Source organism: Streptomyces sp. NBC_00285 (assembly GCF_036174265.1).
GTDB lineage: Bacteria > Actinomycetota > Actinomycetes > Streptomycetales > Streptomycetaceae > Streptomyces.
The window spans coordinates 6,559,339-6,579,084 of record NZ_CP108055.1 but is presented as its reverse complement, the minus strand read 5'-3'; the positions used below and the strand labels follow the sequence as shown (position 1 = coordinate 6,579,084).

The following is a 19,746-nucleotide window of genomic DNA, read 5'->3' as shown; positions in this document are numbered from 1 at the left end:
CCAGCCGTCCGGTTGGTCAATTCCGTTCGTCTTCGCGCCCGTTCCGTCCCGAACGTGGATGCGGACGGTCCACGAACACTCACGATACGTGCCGGAGGCAACTCGCAAAGAGGGGATGCCAGATCTCACGGCCCAAACATGGGACCGCTCACCGCACGGCGCGTCACGACTTCGGTTCGAAGGTGCGAGCGAGCGTCTGCCATGTGTCCTTGCGCAGCTCAGTGCCCCAGTTCGCGGCTTTCGCCGTGTACATCAGGGCATATCCGAGATGGCCGTTGACGACGAATCCGCGGTCGATCGTCCGGTACTTCGTCCCGCTCTCCTCATAGGTGAACTCCCAGTCGGCCGTGTTCCAGCCCCGGTAGTTCACCTTCTCTATTCGGATCTTGGTGTACTGCGAGCGGCGCATGCCCTGCTCCTGGCTCTCCCAGTCCGCCACCGGGTCGCCCTTCGGCGTGCTGGTCCAGGCGACGAGCAGCTTCTGCCCGTCGGGCCCGGTGAACCGGTCGCCCGCGGAACTGCCGGTCTGGAACTTCCACCCCGCCGGCAGCCCTATCGAGTAACCCTGGCTCCCCTTGTGCGTCGAAGCCACCGCGGCGTCGCCGGCTGTGCCGCCTGAGCCGTTGGAACCCTCCGGACTCTGGCCGCTCTCCTGCCCGCTCGGCGAGTTGGTGGCCCCCGCTCCCGCACCCGTGTCCGGCGAGACGGACGTCGCGGCCTCGTCGGTCCGGGTGCCGCCGCTCTCGTCCTCCTTGGTGTCGGCGCCGGCGCTCGATCCCGCCGACACCTTGGTGCCGCCCTTGGCCCCGTCGGTACTGTCGTCCCCGCCGAGCGTGAGAGCCAGCACCGTGCCGATGACCGCGAGCGCCACGACCACGGCGATGATGACCAGCGTCCGCCGGGGCACCACGTCCGTCAGCGGCGCCCTGGGCACCGGCCTCGGCGCCAGGTCCGGCGGCGGCGTCATCACGGGCCACCCCGAACTCCGCCCGTCCGAGGCGGCGTCGGCCTGCTGTGTCTTCCCGTCCCGGGCCCCGGGCGCCTCACCGGAAGCCGACACCGAGGCCGACGCCGCCTCGGACGCGGCCGCCGCACTCGCGGCACCCTTCGCCTGCGACGCGGAGGAAGCGGCAGCGACAGGAGCAGCCGGAGACGCGGAGGAATCAGGGGAAGCGGAAGTCTTGGGCGCCGCCGGAGAAGCCGGAGCCGCAGCCGACGTGGCCTCGGAAGCCTGGGCGGGTACCTTCCCGCCGCCCGAACCCGCCGTACGGTTACTGGACTTGGTCCTGGACGCGGCCGCTGACGTCGCCGCCGCCCCGGCGACCTTCCGCACGGAACGCAGCGCCCCGCGCAACCGCTCGCCGCCCGCACGCTCCTCCGGCTGCGCCGGCAAGGGCACCACCCTCGTCGCGTCCGGTGCCGGCTCCGGCTCGGCCACCTTCGGCTCGGGCGCATGGATCACCGCGGTGAGCATGGTCCGGGCGCGGTCGTCGTCCAGCCGCTGGGCGGGGTCCTTGGTGAGCAGGCCGTAGATGACGTCCTTCAACGGCCCCGCGTTCTTCGGCTCCTCCAGCGGCTCGGTCATCACCGCCGTGAGCGTCGCGATCGCGGACCCCTTGTCGTACGGCGGGGCGCCCTCGACCGCCGCGTACAGCAGCCCGCCGAGCGACCACATGTCGGCCGCGGGGCCCGGCTTGTGCCCGCGGGCCCGCTCCGGGGAGATGTAGGAAGGTGCACCGACGAGCATGCCCGTGGAGGTGATGGACGGGTCACCCTCGACCTGGGCGATGCCGAAGTCGGTGAGCACGACCCGGCCGTCCTCGGAGATCAGCACGTTGGACGGCTTCACGTCCCGGTGCAGGATGCCCTCGCGGTGCGCGGACCGGAGCACGTCGAGTATCGCGAGGCCCACCTCCGCCGCACGCTTCGGCTCCAGCAGGCCGTCCTCGCGGATGACCTCGGCGAGCGACTTGCCCTCGACGAGCTCCATCACGATCCACGGCCGGTCGTCCTCGTCGACCACGTCGAACACGGTCACCGCGCTGGTGTTGCGGATCCGTGCGATCGCCTTGGCCTCCCGCAGCGTGCGCGTGATCAGCCTGCGCTTCTCGTCCTCGTCGATACTGGACGGGAACCGCAGTTCCTTGACGGCCACCGTCCTGCCCAGGGTCTCGTCCTCGGCGCGCCACACCGTGCCCATGCCTCCGCGGCCGAGCACTCCTCCCAGCCGGTACCGCCCGGCGAGGAGACGGTCGTTCTCGTCCTGCCGGGATGCTCCCGCCCGCTCCGCGTCCGACATGCGTCCCCTCATGAACCCGCCCTGACAGAACCTCCATTGTCCCTCACCCGACAAGTGCCCGACGCCCCGGGTGCCCCTGGCTCCGCCCCGCCCGCGGTAGGGCCCGGCAATGCCGACACACAGGTCCCGTCGCCCCACGGCCCCCCTAGCTCCACAACCCCCTCCCACCGACTTCCCCTCCAACCCCCACCACCCCCAAGCGCCCCACCACCCGACCCGCATGATGGACCCGACAAGAAAGGCCCCCCCATGCCACCGCTCCGGACACTCCTGGCGGTCCCGGTGTCCCTGGCGCTGCTCGCCCTGGCCCCGGTGGCCTTCTCTGCTCCCCCAACCCCACCCCCGACCCCGGCCTCGTCCCCCGCTCCCGCCCCGGTCGCGGCCAAGAACACGGCCCCGCCCACAGACGCACTGCTCCCCTTGCTGGTCACCCAGGGCGACGCACCCGCCGCGGCGCTCCTGGCCCGGGAGCAGAGCGGCACGCGTTACGCCGAGGCGGGTCCGGGAATCGCCCGCGCCGACCACTTCCGCGCCGGCAGCATCACCAAGACCTTCATCGCCACGGTCGTCCTCCAACTGGCCGCGGAACACCGGCTGAAGCTGTCCGACACCGTGGAGCAGCACCTGCCGGGCCTGGTGCGCGGTGCGGGCAACGACGGCCGCGCACTGACCCTGCGCGCACTCCTCACCCACACCAGCGGCCTGAGGGACTTCACCGCGGACACCCGGGGCTTGGTCCCCCTCACCCCTCGTCAGGCCGTCCGCATCGCGCTCACCCACCCCCCGGCCGCCCCCGGCCGCTACTCGTACTCGAACACCAACTACGTCGTGCTCGGCATGGTGATCCAGCAGGTCACCGGTCACTCCTACGCCGCCGAGGCCGAGCGGCGCATCATCGCTCCGCTACGTCTGACGGGCACCTCCTTTCCCGGCTCGCACGCCTCCCTCCCCTCCCCGCACGGCCGCGCCTACACCGCCGACGGGACGGACGTCACCGCACTCGACCCCCGGGTGGCCGGAGCCGCCGGCGAGTTGGTGACCACGCTCGCCGACCTGGACCGCTTCTACACGGAACTGCTCGGCGGCCGGCTGCTCTCCCCGAACTGGCTGCGCGAGATGACGGACACCCGCACCGCACACGGCCAGTACGGCATGGGACTGTTCCCGGTGAAGCTGCCGTGCGGCACGACGGTGTGGGGGCACAACGGCCGCATCACCGGCAGCTACGTGCGCACCGCAGCCACGGTCGGCGGCCGTCGTGTCCTCACCTTCCGTGTGAACACGACGTCGATCGCGGATCCCGACCTCGAACCGGCCCTGCTCGCCGCCGAGTTCTGCCCCCGCATCTCGTAGAACGACCGGGTTCCGAACGAAGATCCCGACTCACGACACTCGTTCGAGTGACGCCGACCGGCCGGCCCCGCCCCGCCCCGCGCAGCCGGGCCGGCCCAGCCCGGGCCGGCCCACCCCCGCCCAACCTCGGACGGACTGCAGGGGACTACAGCGGACTACAAGGGCGCGATGTCCGGCGCCCCCAACCGCGCCGCGTCCGCCGTCAGGTCGTCGGGCTGTCGCTGCGACTCCCGCTCGGCCTCCACCCGCTTCTCGTAGTGCTCGACCTCGCGCTCGATCTGGTCCTTGTCCCAGCCCAGCACCGGCGCCATCAGCTCGGCGGCCTCGCGGGCGGAGCGCACGCCCCGGTCGAAGGTCTCGATGGAGATGCGGGTGCGCCGGGTCAGCACGTCGTCCAGGTGCCGCGCACCCTCGTGCGAGGCGGCGTAGACGACCTCGGCGCGCAGGTAGTCGTCCGCGGCGTGCAGCGGCTCGCCCAGTGTGGCGTCCGAGGCGATGAGGTCGAGGACCTCCTCCGCGAGGGCGCCGTAACGGTTCAGCAGGTGTTCCACGCGGACGACGTGCAGCCCGGTGCGGCCCGCGATCCGTGCCCGCGCGTTCCACAGCGCCCGGTATCCCTCGGCGCCCAGCAGCGGCACGTCCTCGGTGACGCACTCGGCGACCCTGGCGTCGAGCCCGTGCACCGCCTCGTCGACGGCGTCCTTGGCCATCACGCGGTAGGTCGTGTACTTGCCGCCCGCCACCACGACGAGTCCCGGCACCGGATGGGCCACGGTGTGCTCGCGCGAGAGCTTGCTGGTGGCGTCCGACTCACCGGCGAGCAGCGGCCGAAGGCCCGCGTACACGCCCTGTACGTCGTCCCGCGTGAGCGGCACGGCGAGTACCGAGTTCACGTGTTCCAGCAGGTAGTCGATGTCGGCGCTGGACGCGGCGGGGTGCGCCTTGTCGAGGTCCCAGTCGGTGTCGGTCGTGCCGATGATCCAGTGCCGGCCCCAGGGGATGACGAACAGCACGGACTTCTCGGTGCGCAGGATCAGCCCGCTGGAGGAGTTGATGCGGTCCTTGGGCACGACGAGGTGGATGCCCTTGGAGGCGCGGACGTGGAACTGTCCCCGCTCCCCGACCATCGCCTGGGTGTCGTCGGTCCACACCCCGGTCGCGTTGACCACCTGCTTGGCGCGGATCTCGTACTCGCCGCCCGCCTCGACGTCCTGCACCTTGGCGCCGACCACGCGCTCGCCCTCGCGCAGGAACCCGGTCACGCGCGCACGGTTGGCGGTCTTCGCGCCGTAGGCGGTCGCCGTGCGCACGAGGGTCGCCACGAAGCGGGCGTCGTCCATCTGGGCGTCGTAGTACTGGAGTGCCCCGACCAGTGCGTCCTTCCGCAGGGCGGGCGCGACGCGCAGGGCGTGACGGTGGCTCAGGTGCCGGTGCGTGGGCAGACCCCGGCCGCGCCCGCGGGCCATCGACATGGCGTCGTAGAGCGCGACGCCCGAGCCGGCGTACCACCGCTCCCAGCCCTTGTGCTGCAACGGGTACAGGAAGGGAACCGGCTTCACGAGATGCGGCGCGAGCCGCTCCAGCAGCAGTCCGCGTTCCTTCAACGCCTCGCGTACGAGGGCGAAGTCGAGCATCTCCAGATAGCGCAGGCCGCCGTGGATCAGCTTGCTGGAGCGGCTGGAGGTGCCGGACGCCCAGTCACGCGCCTCGACCAGCCCCACGGACAGGCCTCGGGTCACCGCGTCGAGCGCGGTTCCCGCACCGACCACGCCGGCTCCCACCACCAGGATGTCCAGTTCACGCTCGGCCATTGCTGCGAGTGACTCGGCGCGTTGCGCCGGGCCCAGTGTCGCTGTCCTCACCACTGCCTCCCGCTGTCGGTCACGTCCGCCCCGCACGTATCCACCCGTGCCCAAAGTCTGACCGGGTTGCCCGACTTCGGCCACCAGTCGCCCTCAGCCTGTGGATAACTTTCACCGTCGTGTACCCCAAAGGCCACACAAGACCGCAGACGACGGCCCCTCATGCCCTCGGGCCGCCCCTCAGGCCGCCCTCAGCCGCTCGGACTCTCCGACCCGACGGAAGACACACGGAACCAATCCCGTATTTCGGTCATATTTACTCCTAGTCTGACATTGCGCTCGCTCATCCAGTCCACAGGGCTTGCGCACCTGTCCCGCTTCGGTTACTGGGAAGGACGGCCCCCGCCATGCCCGCAGATCTCGCCGTGATCGGACTCGGCCCCTACGGACTGCCGCTGGCCCAGGCCGCCGTCGCCGCCGGCATCCCCACCCTCGGCTACCGCACCGGGCCCGAGGCCGGCTCCCTCAGCCCCGCCGAACTGCGCCGAATGCTCTCGGGGGGCTTCCGGACGGCCGCGGGCCCCGCCGAACTCGGCCGGGTGCGTACGGCGGTCATCTGCGCGCCGACCCCGCCGGACCCGGACGGCCGTCTGGACCTGAGCCAGGTCGAGGCGGCGGCCCGTACCCTCGCCGAGCGCCTGCGCCCGCACACCACGGTGATCCTGGAGTCCCCCGTCCCCCCGGGCACCACCGAGGAGTTCCTGCGCCCGATCCTCGAAGAGGGCTCGGGCCTGCGCGCGGGCCGCGACTTCCACCTGGCCTACTCCCCGAGCCGCGTCGACCCGGGCAACCGCGACTTCACGCCCGCCAACACCCCCAAGGTGATCGGCGGCCTCACGCCCGCGTGCACGGAATCGGCCGCCGCGTTCTACTCGCGCCTGACCGACAAGGTGGTACGCGCGCGTGGCCCACGCGAGGCGGAGACGGTCCAGCTCCTGGAGACCAACTTCCGGCACGTCAACATCGCCCTCGTCAACGAGATGGCCGTCCTGTGCCACGACCTCGGCGTCGACCTGTGGGACGTCATCCGCTGCGCGGAGACGAAGCCCTTCGGCTTCCAGGCGTTCCGTCCCGGCCCCGGCGTCGGCGGCCACGCGGTCTCCCGCGACCTGACCGGCGGCGGCCCCGCGGGCGGCCGCACCCTGCGCATGGTCGAACTCGCACGGCAGGTCAACGACCAGATGCCCCGTTACGTCGTCCAGCGTGCCGCCGCCCTGCTCAACGAGCACGGCAAGTCCGCGCGCGGCGCCCGGATCCTCCTCCTCGGCGTCACCTACAAGCCCGACCTCGCCGACCAGCAGGGCACCCCCGCCCAGGAGGTCGCCGTACGCCTGATGGAACTCGGCGCCGCCGTCAGCTACCACGACCCGCACATCCCGTCCTGGAGCGTCCTGGACCGCCCGGTCCCCCGCGCGGACTCCCTCTACGAGGCGGCGGCCGACGCGGACCTGACGATCCTGCTCCAGCAGCACCGGACGTACGACCTGCAGGGACTGTCGGTGAAGGCGCAGCTGCTGCTGGACACGCGGGGGGCTACGCCGACAGGGGCGGCGCATCGGCTGTGAAGGGGCCGCGCGCGTGTCTACGACCTACCGCTTGTGCTGCGAGTCGGCCACCGTGACCTCGACGCGCTGGAACTCCTTCAGCTCGCTGTACCCGGTCGTGGCCATCGCCCGGCGCAGCGCTCCGAAGAAGTTCATCGAGCCGTCGGGAATGTGCGACGGGCCCGCCAGCACCTCCTCGATGGTGCCGACCGTGCCGAGGTCGACCTTCTTGCCGCGCGGCAGTTCCTCGTTGACCGCCTCCATGCCCCAGTGGTTGCCCTTGCCCGGCGCGTCCGTCGCGCGGGCGAGCGGCGAGCCCATCATGACCGCGTCGGCGCCGCAGGCGATCGCCTTGGGCAGGTCGCCGGACCAGCCGACACCGCCGTCGGCGATCACGTGGACGTACCGGCCGCCGGACTCGTCCATGTAGTCACGGCGGGCGGCGGCGACATCGGCCACCGCCGTCGCCATCGGCACCTGGATGCCCAGCACGTTGCGCGTGGTGTGTGCCGCGCCGCCGCCGAAGCCGACCAGGACGCCCGCCGCGCCGGTGCGCATCAGGTGCAGGGCCGCCGTGTACGTCGCGCAGCCGCCGACGATCACCGGGACGTCGAGCTCGTAGATGAACTGCTTCAGGTTCAGCGGCTCGTGCGAGCCGGAGACGTGCTCGGCCGAGACCGTCGTACCGCGGATGACGAAGATGTCCACGCCCGCGTCCACGACGGCCTTGGAGAACTGTGCCGTGCGCTGCGGGGAGAGCGCGGCCGCGGTGACCACACCCGCGTCGCGCACCTCCTTGATGCGCTGCCCGATCAGCTCCTCCTTGATGGGAGCGGCGTAGATCTCCTGCAGACGGCGGGTGGCGTTGTCCACGTCCAGCCCGGCGATCTCGTCGAGCAGCGGCTGCGGGTTCTCGTACCTCGTCCACAGTCCTTCGAGGTTCAGCACGCCCAGGCCGCCGAGCTCACCGATGCGGATCGCGGTGGCCGGGGAGACGATGGAGTCCATGGGGGCGGCCAGGAAGGGCAGCTCGAACCGGTAGGCGTCGATCTGCCAGGCGATCGAGACCTCCTTCGGGTCGCGCGTACGGCGGCTGGGGACGACGGCGATGTCGTCGAAGGCGTACGCCCGGCGGCCGCGCTTGCCGCGCCCGATCTCGATCTCAGTCACGATGTGTGGCCTTTCCCTGATGCGTTCAGCGTCTTCCAGTATCGCCGACGGGTACGACAAGGGCGGCCCCGGATGCCTCCCGGGGCCGCCCGTTGCCGACCGATGCCTACTTGCGGCTGTAGTTCGGCGCCTCGACCGTCATCTGGATGTCGTGCGGGTGGCTCTCCTTGAGGCCCGCGGAGGTGATCCGCACGAAGCGGCCCTTGGTCTCCATCTCGCCGATGGTGGCCGCGCCCACGTAGCCCATGGTCTGGCGCAGTCCGCCGACGAGCTGGTGCAGCACGTTGGCCAGCGGGCCGCGGTAGGGCACCTGGCCCTCGATGCCCTCGGGCACGAGCTTGTCGTCGGAGGAGACCTCGGCCTGGAAGTAGCGGTCCTTCGAGTACGACCGGCCCTGGCCGCGGGACTGCATGGCGCCGAGCGAGCCCATGCCGCGGTACGACTTGAACTGCTTGCCGTTGATGAACTGCAGCTCGCCCGGGGACTCCTCGCAGCCGGCCAGCAGCGAGCCCAGCATCACGGCGTCGGCACCGGCGGCGAGGGCCTTGCCGATGTCGCCGGAGTACTGCAGGCCGCCGTCGCCGATCAGCGGGATACCCGCGGAGCGGGCGGCGAGGGAGGCCTCGTAGATGGCGGTGACCTGCGGGACACCGATACCGGCGACCACGCGGGTGGTGCAGATGGAGCCCGGTCCGACACCGACCTTGATGCCGTCGACACCGGCGTCGATCAGCGCCTGGGCGCCGTCGCGGGTGGCGACGTTGCCGCCGATCACGTCGACGCCGACGCTCGACTTGATCTTCGACATCCAGCTGAGGGCGTTGCTGTTGTGTCCGTGCGAGGTGTCGACGACCAGGAAGTCCACGCCGGCCGCGGCGAGCGCCTGGGCGCGCTCCAGGGCCTCGGGGCTGGCGCCGACGGCGGCACCGACGAGGAGCCGTCCCTCGGAGTCCTTGGCGGCGTTCGGGTACTTCTCCGCCTTGACGAAGTCCTTGACGGTGATCAGGCCCTTGAGGACACCGGAGTCGTCGACGAGCGGCAGCTTCTCGATCTTGTGCTTGCGCAGCAGGTCGATGGCGTCGGTGCCGGAGATACCGACCTGGCCGGTGACCAGCGGCATCGGCGTCATGACCTCGCGCACCTGACGGCTGCGGTCCGACTCGAAGGCCATGTCCCGGTTGGTGACGATGCCGAGGAGCTTGCCGGCCGGGTCGGTGACCGGGACGCCGCTGATACGGAACTTGGCGCACAGGGCGTCGGCCTCGGCGAGGGTCGCCTCCGGGTGCACGGTGATCGGGTCGGTGACCATCCCGGACTCGGACCGCTTCACCAGGTCGACCTGGTTGACCTGGTCCTCGACGGAAAGGTTGCGGTGCAGCACGCCGACGCCGCCGAGGCGGGCCATCGCGATGGCCATGCGGGACTCGGTCACCTTGTCCATGGCCGCCGAGAGCAGCGGGATGTTCACCCGTACGTTGCGGGAGATCCGGGACGAGGTGTCGACCGCGCCGGGGAGCACCTCTGAGGCGCCCGGCAGCAGCAGCACGTCGTCGTAGGTCAGCCCGAGCGTCGCGAATTTCTCGGGCACTCCGTCGACGTTTGCAGTCATGACACCTTCCCCAAATGGCCTTGATCGGTGCGGATGTCCATGCTAACGGGAAGCAGGGGTGGCACATTCCACAGCGTGGACCGGCTCCTGGCTTCGTATGTTCGTACGGAACGCACGCACCCGCTGTTCAACCGGGCACCTACTGCTCGGCCAGGGCCCGCAGCCTGCTCAGCGCCCGGTGCTGCGCCACCCGGACCGCACCGGGTGACATTCCCAACATCTGGCCCGTCTCCTCCGCCGTCAGCCCCACGGCGATGCGCAACAGCAGCAGCTCGCGCTGGTTCTCGGGGAGGTTGGCCATCAGTTTCTTGGCCCATTCGGCGTCGCTGCTCAGCAGGGCCCGCTCCTCGGGGCCGAGCGAGTCGTCGGGCCGCTCGGGCATCTCGTCCGAGGGAACGGCCGTGGAACCGGGGTGCCGCATCGCGGCGCGCTGCAGGTCGGCGACCTTGTGCGCGGCGATGGCGAAGACGAACGCCTCGAAGGGGCGCCCGGTGTCCCGGTAGCGGGGCAGGGCCAGGAGGACGGCTACGCAGACCTCCTGCGCGAGGTCCTCCACGAAGTGCCGGGCATCGCCCGGGAGACGGGACAGCCGGGTGCGGCAGTAGCGCAGGGCCAGTGGGTGGACATGGGCGAGCAGGTCGTGCGTGGCCTGCTCGTCCCCTTCCACGGCACTGTGGACGAGCGCACCGATCGCCCCATGGGGATGAGCAGCCTCGTCGTCACGCATCGGTCCATGGTGCCCCGGCGTCGAAGGATCCGTGGCATCGCGCTGGTCGTTGTGCACCGAAGCGTTATGAGCAGGTGCGCCGGAACTCATCTCCTGCGCCCTCCCCTTCCGCTCGATCGAATCGTCCCCGAGAGACTCCACATCTCAAGGATGCGGCATCCGCGCCGAAACAAGGAGCGGGCACCGACGGAGTCACTTGACGGACCTCGCAACCGCGCCCCGACAGAGGCGCGGGGAACCGCGCGACCAGCCACGAACAACCCGCAGTCTTACTACGACCTCGGGCGCCGAAATGCTCAGCGCACCAGGCCCCAACGGAACCCGAGTGCGACGGCGTGCGCCCGGTCCGAGGCCCCGAGCTTCTTGAACAGCCGGCGGGCGTGCGTCTTGACGGTGTCCTCGGAGAGGAAGAGCTCACGCCCGATCTCCGCGTTGGACCGGCCGTGACTCATTCCTTCGAGTACCTGGATCTCACGCGCTGTGAGCGTCGGTGCCGCGCCCATCTCGGCGGACCGCAGTCGACGCGGAGCCAGCCGCCAGGTCGGGTCGGCGAGCGCCTGCGTCACGGTCGCCCGCAATTCCGCACGCGACGCGTCCTTGTGCAGATAGCCGCGCGCACCGGCGGCGACCGCGAGCGCCACGCCGTCCAGGTCCTCCGCGACGGTGAGCATGATGATGCGCGCACCTGGGTCGGCGGACAGCAGCCGGCGCACGGTCTCGACGCCGCCCAGACCGGGCATGCGTACGTCCATCAGAATCAGGTCCGAACGGTCCGCACCCCAGCGGCGGAGGACTTCCTCGCCGTTGGCCGCGGTCGTCACGCGCTCGACGCCGGGCACGGTCGCGACCGCGCGGCGGAGCGCCTCTCGGGCAAGCGGGGAGTCGTCGCAGACGAGGACGGATGTCATGGCCGTCCTCCGCAGCTGATGCACGTCACCTTGAGCCTCCAGGCTGGTACGAAATCGTCACCTGTGCGGTCGAACGTCTCGGACGCCTGCCCGAGCACTTGTTGCCTTCAACCGCTTCCGCACTCTCAACGACGGTCACCCGAAAGAGTTACGGGGCTGTGCACTGTCTTCGGCACTCTACGTGAGGGCTCGGACACGGTGCAGACATGTACAGCGGACCCACAACGTTTCATCACAACCCATGCCCCATTCAGACCCTTTTCTTCCCATTTCCTGGTGTCTGAGGCTAGATTCGCAATGAGTCATATTTTCATCTCCTTAGATCGTAGACGTACGGTCATGGACACCGCACAGTTCGACAACCTCCCAGATCGGTTACAAGGGGTCACGCAATGGCAGATTTCTCCCGCCTTCCCGGACCGAACGCGGACCTGTGGGACTGGCAGCTCCTGGCTGCCTGTCGCGGCGTGGACAGCTCGCTCTTCTTTCACCCGGAGGGCGAGCGCGGTGCGGCTCGAAGCGCTCGCGAGAACTCGGCCAAGGAGGTCTGCATGAGATGCCCGGTGCGCGCGCAGTGCGCGGCGCACGCGCTGGCGGTGAGAGAGCCGTACGGCGTCTGGGGCGGGCTGACCGAGGACGAGCGCGAGGAGCTCATGGGACGGGCCCGGCACCGGTTGGTGTCCGCGGCATCCGTCGGGAGCGGCGTATCGAACAACTGAAGGAACGTTTCTCCAGAAAGGGCACGCGACCGCGTGCCCTTTCTTCCGCTTCCGGTCCCGCTACTTCCGGCCCGCGGCGACCGCGAGCTGTTCCAGCGTCGCCGCCACCGCCGGCACCTGCGCCAGGTCGGGCAGGGTGAGCGCGACGATCTCCCGCCGGACCGCCGGTTCCAGCGCGACCGTGCGCACACCTCGGGGGCGTACGGACTCGATCGCCAGCTGGGGCAGGACGGCGACGCCGAGGCCCGCGCCCACCAGGCCGACCACCGCCGGATAGTCGTCGGTCGCGAAGTCGATGCGGGGCGTGAAGCCGGCGCCCTCGCACACCTCGACCAACTGGCCTCGGCAGCGCGGGCATCCGGCGATCCACGGCTCCCCGGCGAGCTCCCCGATGGCCACGGACCCCGCGCCCGCGAGCCGGTGCCGCTCCGGTACGAGGGCGACGAGCCGGTCGGTCAGCAGGGGCCGTACGACGAGGTCGTCCCACTCGTCGCCGCCCGCGGCCCCCTCGTACCGGAAGGCGAGCGCGAGGTCGCAGTCGCCCTCCCGCAACAGGCCGACGGAGTGCGGCGGTTCGGCCTCCTCCAGGGAGACCCGGGTGCCGGGGTGCGCGGCGCGCAGGGCGGCGAGGGCGGTCGGGACGAGGGTGGAGCTGCCGCTGGGGAAGGAGACCAGCCGGACCCGGCCGGCCCGGAGCCCGGCGATGGCGGCGACCTCCTCCTCGGCGGCCGTGAGTCCGGCCAGGATCCCGGCGGCGTGCCGCACCAGCGCCCCGCCCGCCTGCGTCAGCCGCATCTCGCGCCCGCTGCGGACGATCAACGGTGTGCCGACGGACGCCTCCAGGGCCTTCATCTGCTGGCTCACCGCGGGCTGGGTGCAGCCCAGTTCGCGACCCGCGGCCGAGAAGGAGCCGGTGGCGGCGACGGCACGCAGGACACGGAGATGACGGGCTTCGATCACCTTCCGAGGATAAGCGTCTCTTTGGCAGATCGCCGAATAATGCACAGCACCTTTGGGTACCGATCGCCTACCGTGCCGCCATGAAGCTTTTGTCGGTGAATCTGGGCCGTGCGAAGGCCGTGCCGTACACGGACAACCCGGAAGGCCTGACCGGGATCGACAAGCGGCCGGAGCAGGGGCCGGTGCGGGTGACCGCGCCCGGTCCCAAGGGCATCGGAGGCAGCGCGCTCGCCGGGGACGCGGTGTGCAAGAAGCAGCACCACGGCGGTGACGACCAGGCCGTGTACGCGATGGCGCGCGAGGACATGGACGACTGGGAGCGCGAGCTGGGGCGTGAGCTGGCGAACGGCTTCTTCGGTGAGAACCTCACGACCCTCGGTGTGGACGTCTCCGGCGCGCGGATCGGCGAACGCTGGCTGATCGGATCCGAGGTGGTGCTGGAGGTCACCAGCGCGCGGATCCCGTGCGGCACCTTCCAGGGCCACATGGACGAGCGGAGGTGGGTGAAGCGGTTCACGCAGAGAGGCGCGCCCGGGGCGTATCTGCGGGTGATCGAGCCCGGTGAGATCCGTGCCGGGGACCCGGTCGAGATCGTGCGCCGGCCGGACCACGAGGTGACGGTCGCCCTGGTGTTCCGGGCGATGACCACCGAACGGCCGCTCCAGCCACGGCTGCTGGCGGCGGGCGGGGCACTCCATCCGGAGCTGCTGAGGTCGGCGCGCGAGTACGTGGCGAAGCACAGCGCGTGACCGGTCCTCGGCCCGCGCGTCCGCACCGGTCCGGAGGCCCTGTGGACCAGTCGGACGCACCTGGTCCGGGTCACTAACCTTGCGCCATGACAACGGCATTGATTACGGGATCGACCGCGGGCATCGGTGCCGCGTTCGCGCGGCGGCTGGCGGCTGACGGGCACAACCTGGTGCTGGTGGCCCGCGACACCAAGCGGCTCCAGGAGCAGGCGACCGAGCTCCACGACCGTCACGGCATCGAGGCGGAGGTCCTCACCGCCGACCTCGCCACGGACCCCGGCATCGAGGCGGTCGTCGCCCGTCTCGCCGACCGCAGGTCCCCCGTCGACCTCCTGGTCAACAACGCGGGCTTCGGCAACAAGGGCCGTTATCTCGACGTCTCCATGGCCGACGAGCTGAAGATGCTCAAGGTGCACTGCGAGGCGGTGCTGCGGCTGACGTCGGCGGCCGCGGAGGCGATGCGGGAGCGGGGGCGGGGCGGTGTCGTGAACGTCGCCTCGGTGGCGGCCTTCGTGCCCCGCGGGACGTACGGCGCCTCGAAGGCGTGGGTCGTGCAGTTCACGCAGGGCGCGGCGAAGGACCTGGCGGGCAGCGGGGTCCGGCTGATGGCCCTGTGCCCGGGGTTCGTGCGGACCGAGTTCCACCAGCGGGCCGGGATGGGCACGGACAACATCCCCGGCTGGATGTGGCTCGACGCGGACAAGCTGGTCGCCGCCGCCCTCGCCGACCTGGCCCGCGGCAAGTCCCTGTCGATCCCGGACCCCCGTTACAAGGCGCTCATGGGGGTCGTGAAGCTGGCGCCCCGGGGGTTGCTGGGCGGGGTCACGTCGAGGACGGGGCGGAAGTACGGGCCGCAGTAGGTCCGACTCGCGCGCGCTGACGCCCCAGGGCGGACAATGGGGGCGTACTACCGGACCCAGGGGGGCCGGAGGTGACGGTGTCATGACGTTCGTACAGCTCATCGAGTGCAGGACCAGCCGTTTCGACGAGATGGACCGGCTGATGGACACCTGGGTCGAGCGGACCAAGGGGAAGCGCACCGCGACGCACGCGATGGTCGGGAAGGACCGGGCCGACGCGTCGCACTTCGTCGAGATCGTGGAGTTCCCGTCGTACGAGGACGCGATGCGCAACTCCGGGCTGCCGGAGACGGAGAAGATCTTCCAGGACATGGTCGCGCTGTGCGACGCGGTGCCCACGTTCACGGATCTCGACGTGGTGCGCGACGAGCAGCTCAACACGGTCGTCGCACGGGAGTTCTTCGAACGGGCCGGGCGCGGTGACACCGCGGAGTTGTTCGAACGGTACGACGAGGACTACCTCGAACACGATCCCGCGAATCCCGGGGACCAGGGGCTGGCGGCTTCCCGCGAGGTGTACGAAGGGTGGCGGCGGGCCTTCGAGTTCACCTTCCGGGTGGACGACCAGATCGCGCAGGACGACCGGGTGTGCACTCGCTGGACCTGGGCCGGGAAGCACACCGGTGAGTTCGCGGGCATCGCCGGGACCAGGCAGAACGTGACCATGACCGGGACCACCTGGCACCGGTTCCGGGACGGGAGGATCTGCGAGGGATGGTGGCAGTACGACCGGGCGGGGCTGATGGAACAGCTGGGAGTGCTCGGAGGATGACGGCACGACTCCCGTGACCCGCGAAGGGGAAAGCCCCCGCTCCCTCACGAGGGGGCGGGGGCTCCTTTTCGAGCGCTGGGCTCAGTGGGAGTGGCCGTGGCCGTGACCACCGGCGGCCGGCTCCTCCTCTTCCTTCTTCTCGACGACCAGGGTCTCGGTCGTGAGGAGGAGGGAGGCGATGGAGGCGGCGTTCTCCAGGGCGGAGCGGGTGACCTTGACCGGGTCGATGACGCCGGCCTTGACCAGGTCGCCGTACTCGCCGGTCGCGGCGTTGAAGCCCTGGCCCTTGTCGAGCTCGGCGACCTTGGAGGTGATGACGTAACCCTCCAGGCCGGCGTTCTCGGCGATCCAGCGCAGCGGCTCGACGACGGCCTTGCGGACGACGGCGACACCGGTGGCCTCGTCGCCGGTCTTGCCCAGACCGCCTTCGAGGACCTTGGCGGCGTGCACCAAAGCGGAGCCACCACCGGAGACGATGCCCTCCTCGACCGCGGCGCGGGTCGCGGAGATGGCGTCCTCCAGACGGTGCTTCTTCTCCTTCAGCTCCACCTCGGTGGCGGCGCCGACCTTGATCACGCACACGCCGCCGGCCAGCTTCGCGAGGCGCTCCTGGAGCTTCTCGCGGTCCCAGTCGGAGTCCGTGTTCTCGATCTCGGCCTTGATCTGGGCGACGCGGCCCGTGACCTCGGACGAGTCGCCGGCACCGTCGACGACCGTGGTGTCGTCCTTGGTGACGGTGACGCGGCGGGCGGAGCCGAGCACGTCCAGGCCGACCTGGTCGAGCTTGAGGCCGACCTCCTCGGAGATGACCGTGGCGCCGGTGAGGACCGCCAGGTCCTGGAGCATCGCCTTGCGGCGGTCACCGAAGCCGGGGGCCTTGACGGCGACCGCGTTGAAGGTGCCGCGGATCTTGTTGACGACCAGGGTCGACAGGGCCTCGCCGTCGACGTCCTCGGCGATGATCAGCAGCGGCTTGGAGGCACCCGACTGGATGACCTTCTCAAGGAGCGGCAGCAGGTCCTGGATCGAGGAGATCTTGCCCTGGTTGATCAGGATGTACGGGTCGTCGAGGACGGCCTCCATACGCTCCTGGTCGGACACCATGTACGGAGACAGGTAGCCCTTGTCGAAGGCCATGCCCTCGGTGAAGTCCAGCTCCAGACCGAAGGTGTTGGACTCCTCGACGGTGATGACACCGTCCTTGCCGACCTTGTCCATCGCCTCGGCGATGAGCTCGCCGACCTGGCTGTCCTGGGCGGACAGACCGGCCACGGCGGCGATGTCGGACTTCTCGTCGATCGGTCGGGCGGTCGCGAGGAGTTCCTCGGAGATCGCGGCCACGGCCGCGTCGATGCCCTTCTTGAGCAGCGCCGGGGAAGCACCCGCGGCGACGTTCTTCAGGCCCTCGCGGACCAGCGCCTGGGCGAGCACGGTGGCGGTGGTCGTACCGTCGCCCGCGATGTCGTTGGTCTTGGTCGCCACCTCCTTCACCAGCTGCGCGCCGAGGTTCTCGTACGGGTCGTCGAGCTCGACCTCGCGGGCGATCGTGACACCGTCGTTGGTGATGGTGGGGGCGCCGAACTTCTTGTCGATGACGACGTTGCGGCCCTTGGGGCCGATCGTCACCTTGACCGTGTCGGCAAGCTTGTTGACGCCGCGCTCGAGGGCGCGACGGGCGTCCTCGTCGAACTTCAGGATCTTCGCCATGGGAGCGGTTCAGCCCTCTCGAAAACGTGGGTGAAACGAACTGCGCCCCTGACACCCGGCTTCATAAGGTCGCGGGGGCCCGGGGCGCAGCTCACAAGCAAAATTTGCTTGGGGTGCTGGGAATTCTGGGGGTGACCCCCCAGACCCCCTTTACTTCTCGATGATCGCGAGGACGTCGCGAGCCGAGAGGACGAGGTATTCCTCGCCGTTGTACTTCACTTCGGTGCCGCCGTACTTGCTGTACAGCACGATGTCGCCGACGGAGACGTCGAGCGGAAGACGGTTACCGTCCTCGAACCGACCCGGGCCAACGGCCAGGACGACGCCCTCCTGGGGCTTCTCCTTCGCCGTGTCCGGGATGACCAGGCCAGAGGCGGTGGTCTGTTCGGCGTCGAGCGGCTGGACCACAATGCGGTCCTCGAGCGGCTTGATGGCAACCTTGGAGCTGGTGGTCGTCACGATCCGACCTCCCCCTTCGGAGATCTCACGGGGTTAACTGTCTGAGGTGGCGACCAGGTGGATCCGTCGTCGCGGGTGCCGGACCTGCCCGTCGCTGTGTTGGCACTCTCCAGGGGGGAGTGCCAGACCCGAGACTATGACCGCGGTTAGCACTCGGTCAAGCGGACTGCTAATTCGGCGCGCGGGCTGTGCGGAATTCGGGTGCGGGTGGGTGGGGGTGGCCGTCCTGAGGGCGCGCCCCCAAACCCCCGCTTTCGGCCCGAAGGGCCTCGTCCTCAAACGCCGGACGGGCTGACTGCGCCTACAGGTAATCCTCCAGGCGCGCCACCGTCAGTCCCCGTCGCTCCACCTCCCGCAGCAGCGCCGTCGTCCGTTCCGTCAGGGTCGGGCCCGTCGTCTCTCCCGACGTCACCGACACGATGTCGCCTGCCCTCAGCCCCCGGGTCTCCCCCTCCACCGGCACGCTCCACAGCACGATCGCCGAGAGTCCGCAGTCGGCCGCCGCACGGAGGGTGGTGGCGTCGTACGTGCCGTAGGGCGGGCGCAGGAACCGGGGCCGGATGCCGAAGCGGGACCTCGTCTTGTCCTGCTGGCCGCAGATCTCGGCGCGCTGGCCGGTGTACGGCAGGCCACGCAGGGCGGGGTGGTCGAGGGTGTGGTTCTGGATGCTCGCGCCGACCGACTGGAGGCGCGCGAAGTGGCCGTACCCAGGGCCGACGACGCTGTCCGTGAGGAACATGCTGACGGGGAGCCGCAGTTCACGGACCATGTCGACGAACCGCGGGTCCCGTTCGGCACCGTCGTCGTAGGTGAGGAAGACGACCTTGTCGGACGTCCGGACCCGTTTCACCACCGGCGGGACCCCCCGGCCCACGGCCGCGCGCCGGGCCGGGGGTCGCGGGGGCGCGGGCAGCGGGGCGGCGAGGCCCCAGCGGCGGTACGGCTGTCCGTGCGCCCCGGCCGGCCCGTACGACCCCACCCGCTGCGCCGCCTTCCTGCCCAGCCGTTCGATGGGGTCGACGGACTGGGCGCAGCCGGTGAGCAGGAGGGCCGCCAGCCCGGCGGCGACCAGTGTCCGCGGTCTCACAGGTAGTCCTCGATGCGTGCGACGGCGTATCCCTCGGCCGTGACCTTGTCCAGGAAGCGGCGGACCATGTCGGGCATCGTGCCCTTCCAGTCCTCGCGGCCACGGAAGTGACTGAGCACGATGTCGCCGGGGTGGATCTTCTGGTCGTCCTCGCGGTACTCCCAGTGGTCGACGTAGACCTCCTCGTTCCAGATCGGCGCGTACCGGACACCGCAGGACTTCGCGGCGCGCAGGGTGTCCTCGTTGTAGTTGCCGTAGGGCGGGCGGAAGAGCGCGGGCCGGGTGCCGTACTGCTTCTCGACGACGTCCTGCATGCCGCAGATCTCGTGCTTCTGGCGGGCGTACGAGAGGGCCGGCAGGTAGGGGTGGTGGAGGGTGTGGTTGTTGAGCACGACCCCGGCGTCCCGCATCTTCCGGAAGTACCCGTAGTCGTCCTTGACCAGGTAGTCGCTGAGGAAGGCGGTGTACGGGATCTTCAGCTCGCTCATCATCCGCAGGAACGCGGGGTCCTTCTCGGCGCCGTCGTCGATGGTGAGGAAGACGATTTTCTGCCGGGTGGGGATCGTGGTGAAGACCGGCGGAAGCCCCTGCTCCTCGTGGCCGTCGACCTCGAAGCCGTGGCGGGTGGTGATGTGCGGTTTCTGCGCGGGCGCGGGCGGGGCCGTGAGGGGGGCACTCTTCAGGCCCCAGCGCCTGGCGACGGCGGTCCGGGCCTGCTCGGCGCGCCACTTGGCGGTCTGGATACGCATCTTGTCGGCCTGGAGGTCGGCTGCGGGGGCCGGGGGCGCCTGGAGGGGCTGCTGCCGCCGCGCGTCGGTCCCGTCCGGCCGGGCGCAGCCCGAGACGAGGGCGGCCGCCGCCAGGAGGACGAGTCCGCCACGGATCGCCACCAAAAAAGCACCGTTTTTATAGTTTTGTCCTACCGTTCCCATGAGGCCGGATCCTCGCAGGCCACGGCATC

17 protein-coding genes are annotated in these 19,746 nt (G+C 70.3%); 6 read left to right on the top strand and 11 right to left on the bottom strand.

The annotated features are described in order from the left end of the window. Positions 1-163 precede the first annotated feature (163 nt). On the bottom strand, positions 164-2,299 hold the full coding sequence (locus OHT57_RS30600) for a serine/threonine-protein kinase (protein WP_328753368.1): 2,136 nt from the start codon (positions 2,297-2,299) through the stop codon (positions 164-166). Between the two features lie 249 nt (positions 2,300-2,548). Between OHT57_RS30600 and OHT57_RS30595 the strand changes: the two genes are divergently transcribed. Further along, complete coding sequence (locus OHT57_RS30595) at positions 2,549-3,652, top strand: serine hydrolase domain-containing protein (protein WP_328749772.1); 1,104 nt, start codon at positions 2,549-2,551, stop codon at positions 3,650-3,652. Between the two features lie 155 nt (positions 3,653-3,807). Here the strand turns inward: OHT57_RS30595 and OHT57_RS30590 are convergent, their stop codons facing one another. Continuing rightward, positions 3,808-5,514: a glycerol-3-phosphate dehydrogenase/oxidase gene (locus OHT57_RS30590; protein WP_328749771.1), complete on the bottom strand. Its 1,707-nt coding sequence runs from the start codon at positions 5,512-5,514 to the stop codon at positions 3,808-3,810. A 347-nt stretch (positions 5,515-5,861) separates the two neighbouring features. Between OHT57_RS30590 and OHT57_RS30585 the strand changes: the two genes are divergently transcribed. Next, complete coding sequence (locus OHT57_RS30585) at positions 5,862-7,079, top strand: nucleotide sugar dehydrogenase (RefSeq protein WP_328749770.1); 1,218 nt, start codon at positions 5,862-5,864, stop codon at positions 7,077-7,079. Positions 7,080-7,103: 24 nt separating this feature from the next. On the opposite strand, the gene OHT57_RS30580 is transcribed toward OHT57_RS30585, so the two are convergent. The 4 genes from OHT57_RS30580 to OHT57_RS30565 all read right to left on the bottom strand — a co-directional run bounded on the left by OHT57_RS30580 (position 7,104) and on the right by OHT57_RS30565 (position 11,472). Beyond that, entirely contained in the window at positions 7,104-8,228 is a 1,125-nt protein-coding gene (locus OHT57_RS30580) for a GuaB3 family IMP dehydrogenase-related protein (RefSeq protein ID WP_328749769.1), read from the bottom strand. A 106-nt stretch (positions 8,229-8,334) separates the two neighbouring features. Then, positions 8,335-9,837, bottom strand: coding sequence for an IMP dehydrogenase (gene guaB, locus OHT57_RS30575; protein WP_328749768.1), 1,503 nt, complete (start codon positions 9,835-9,837; stop codon positions 8,335-8,337). A 139-nt stretch (positions 9,838-9,976) separates the two neighbouring features. After that, a complete protein-coding gene (locus OHT57_RS30570; protein WP_328749767.1) occupies positions 9,977-10,564 on the bottom strand; it encodes a sigma-70 family RNA polymerase sigma factor in 588 nt (195 codons plus the stop codon). A gap of 296 nt (positions 10,565-10,860) precedes the next feature. Next, complete coding sequence (locus OHT57_RS30565) at positions 10,861-11,472, bottom strand: response regulator transcription factor (protein WP_003948568.1); 612 nt, start codon at positions 11,470-11,472, stop codon at positions 10,861-10,863. A 392-nt stretch (positions 11,473-11,864) separates the two neighbouring features. On the opposite strand from OHT57_RS30565, the gene OHT57_RS30560 reads away from it, so the two are divergent. Further along, positions 11,865-12,191, top strand: coding sequence for a WhiB family transcriptional regulator (locus tag OHT57_RS30560; RefSeq protein WP_328749766.1), 327 nt, complete (start codon positions 11,865-11,867; stop codon positions 12,189-12,191). 60 nt (positions 12,192-12,251) lie between these two features. Here OHT57_RS30560 and OHT57_RS30555 read toward each other — a convergent pair whose 3' ends face one another. Further along, positions 12,252-13,151 carry a LysR family transcriptional regulator gene (locus tag OHT57_RS30555; RefSeq protein ID WP_328749765.1) on the bottom strand — a complete coding sequence of 300 codons (900 nt, stop codon included), beginning with the start codon at positions 13,149-13,151 and terminating at the stop codon, positions 12,252-12,254. An 80-nt stretch (positions 13,152-13,231) separates the two neighbouring features. On the opposite strand from OHT57_RS30555, the gene OHT57_RS30550 reads away from it, so the two are divergent. The 3 genes from OHT57_RS30550 to OHT57_RS30540 all read left to right on the top strand — a co-directional run bounded on the left by OHT57_RS30550 (position 13,232) and on the right by OHT57_RS30540 (position 15,532). Continuing rightward, positions 13,232-13,900 carry an MOSC domain-containing protein gene (locus OHT57_RS30550; RefSeq protein WP_328749764.1) on the top strand — a complete coding sequence of 223 codons (669 nt, stop codon included), beginning with the start codon at positions 13,232-13,234 and terminating at the stop codon, positions 13,898-13,900. 86 nt (positions 13,901-13,986) lie between these two features. Continuing rightward, positions 13,987-14,760 (top strand): SDR family NAD(P)-dependent oxidoreductase, encoded by a 774-nt coding sequence (locus OHT57_RS30545; protein WP_328749763.1) that lies wholly within the window; start codon positions 13,987-13,989, stop codon positions 14,758-14,760. A gap of 82 nt (positions 14,761-14,842) precedes the next feature. Further along, positions 14,843-15,532 carry an ester cyclase gene (locus OHT57_RS30540; protein WP_328749762.1) on the top strand — a complete coding sequence of 230 codons (690 nt, stop codon included), beginning with the start codon at positions 14,843-14,845 and terminating at the stop codon, positions 15,530-15,532. Between the two features lie 81 nt (positions 15,533-15,613). On the opposite strand, the gene groL is transcribed toward OHT57_RS30540, so the two are convergent. The 4 genes from groL to OHT57_RS30520 all read right to left on the bottom strand — a co-directional run bounded on the left by groL (position 15,614) and on the right by OHT57_RS30520 (position 19,717). Then, entirely contained in the window at positions 15,614-17,239 is a 1,626-nt protein-coding gene (gene groL / locus OHT57_RS30535) for a chaperonin GroEL (protein ID WP_328749760.1), read from the bottom strand. A 150-nt stretch (positions 17,240-17,389) separates the two neighbouring features. Next, positions 17,390-17,698, bottom strand: coding sequence for a co-chaperone GroES (gene groES, locus OHT57_RS30530; RefSeq protein WP_007384130.1), 309 nt, complete (start codon positions 17,696-17,698; stop codon positions 17,390-17,392). Positions 17,699-17,999: 301 nt separating this feature from the next. Beyond that, positions 18,000-18,815 (bottom strand): polysaccharide deacetylase family protein, encoded by an 816-nt coding sequence (locus OHT57_RS30525; RefSeq protein WP_443053632.1) that lies wholly within the window; start codon positions 18,813-18,815, stop codon positions 18,000-18,002. Next, complete coding sequence (locus OHT57_RS30520) at positions 18,782-19,717, bottom strand: polysaccharide deacetylase family protein (protein ID WP_328749758.1); 936 nt, start codon at positions 19,715-19,717, stop codon at positions 18,782-18,784. Before OHT57_RS30520 ends, OHT57_RS30525 begins: the two co-directional genes overlap by 34 nt. Positions 19,718-19,746 lie beyond the last annotated feature (29 nt).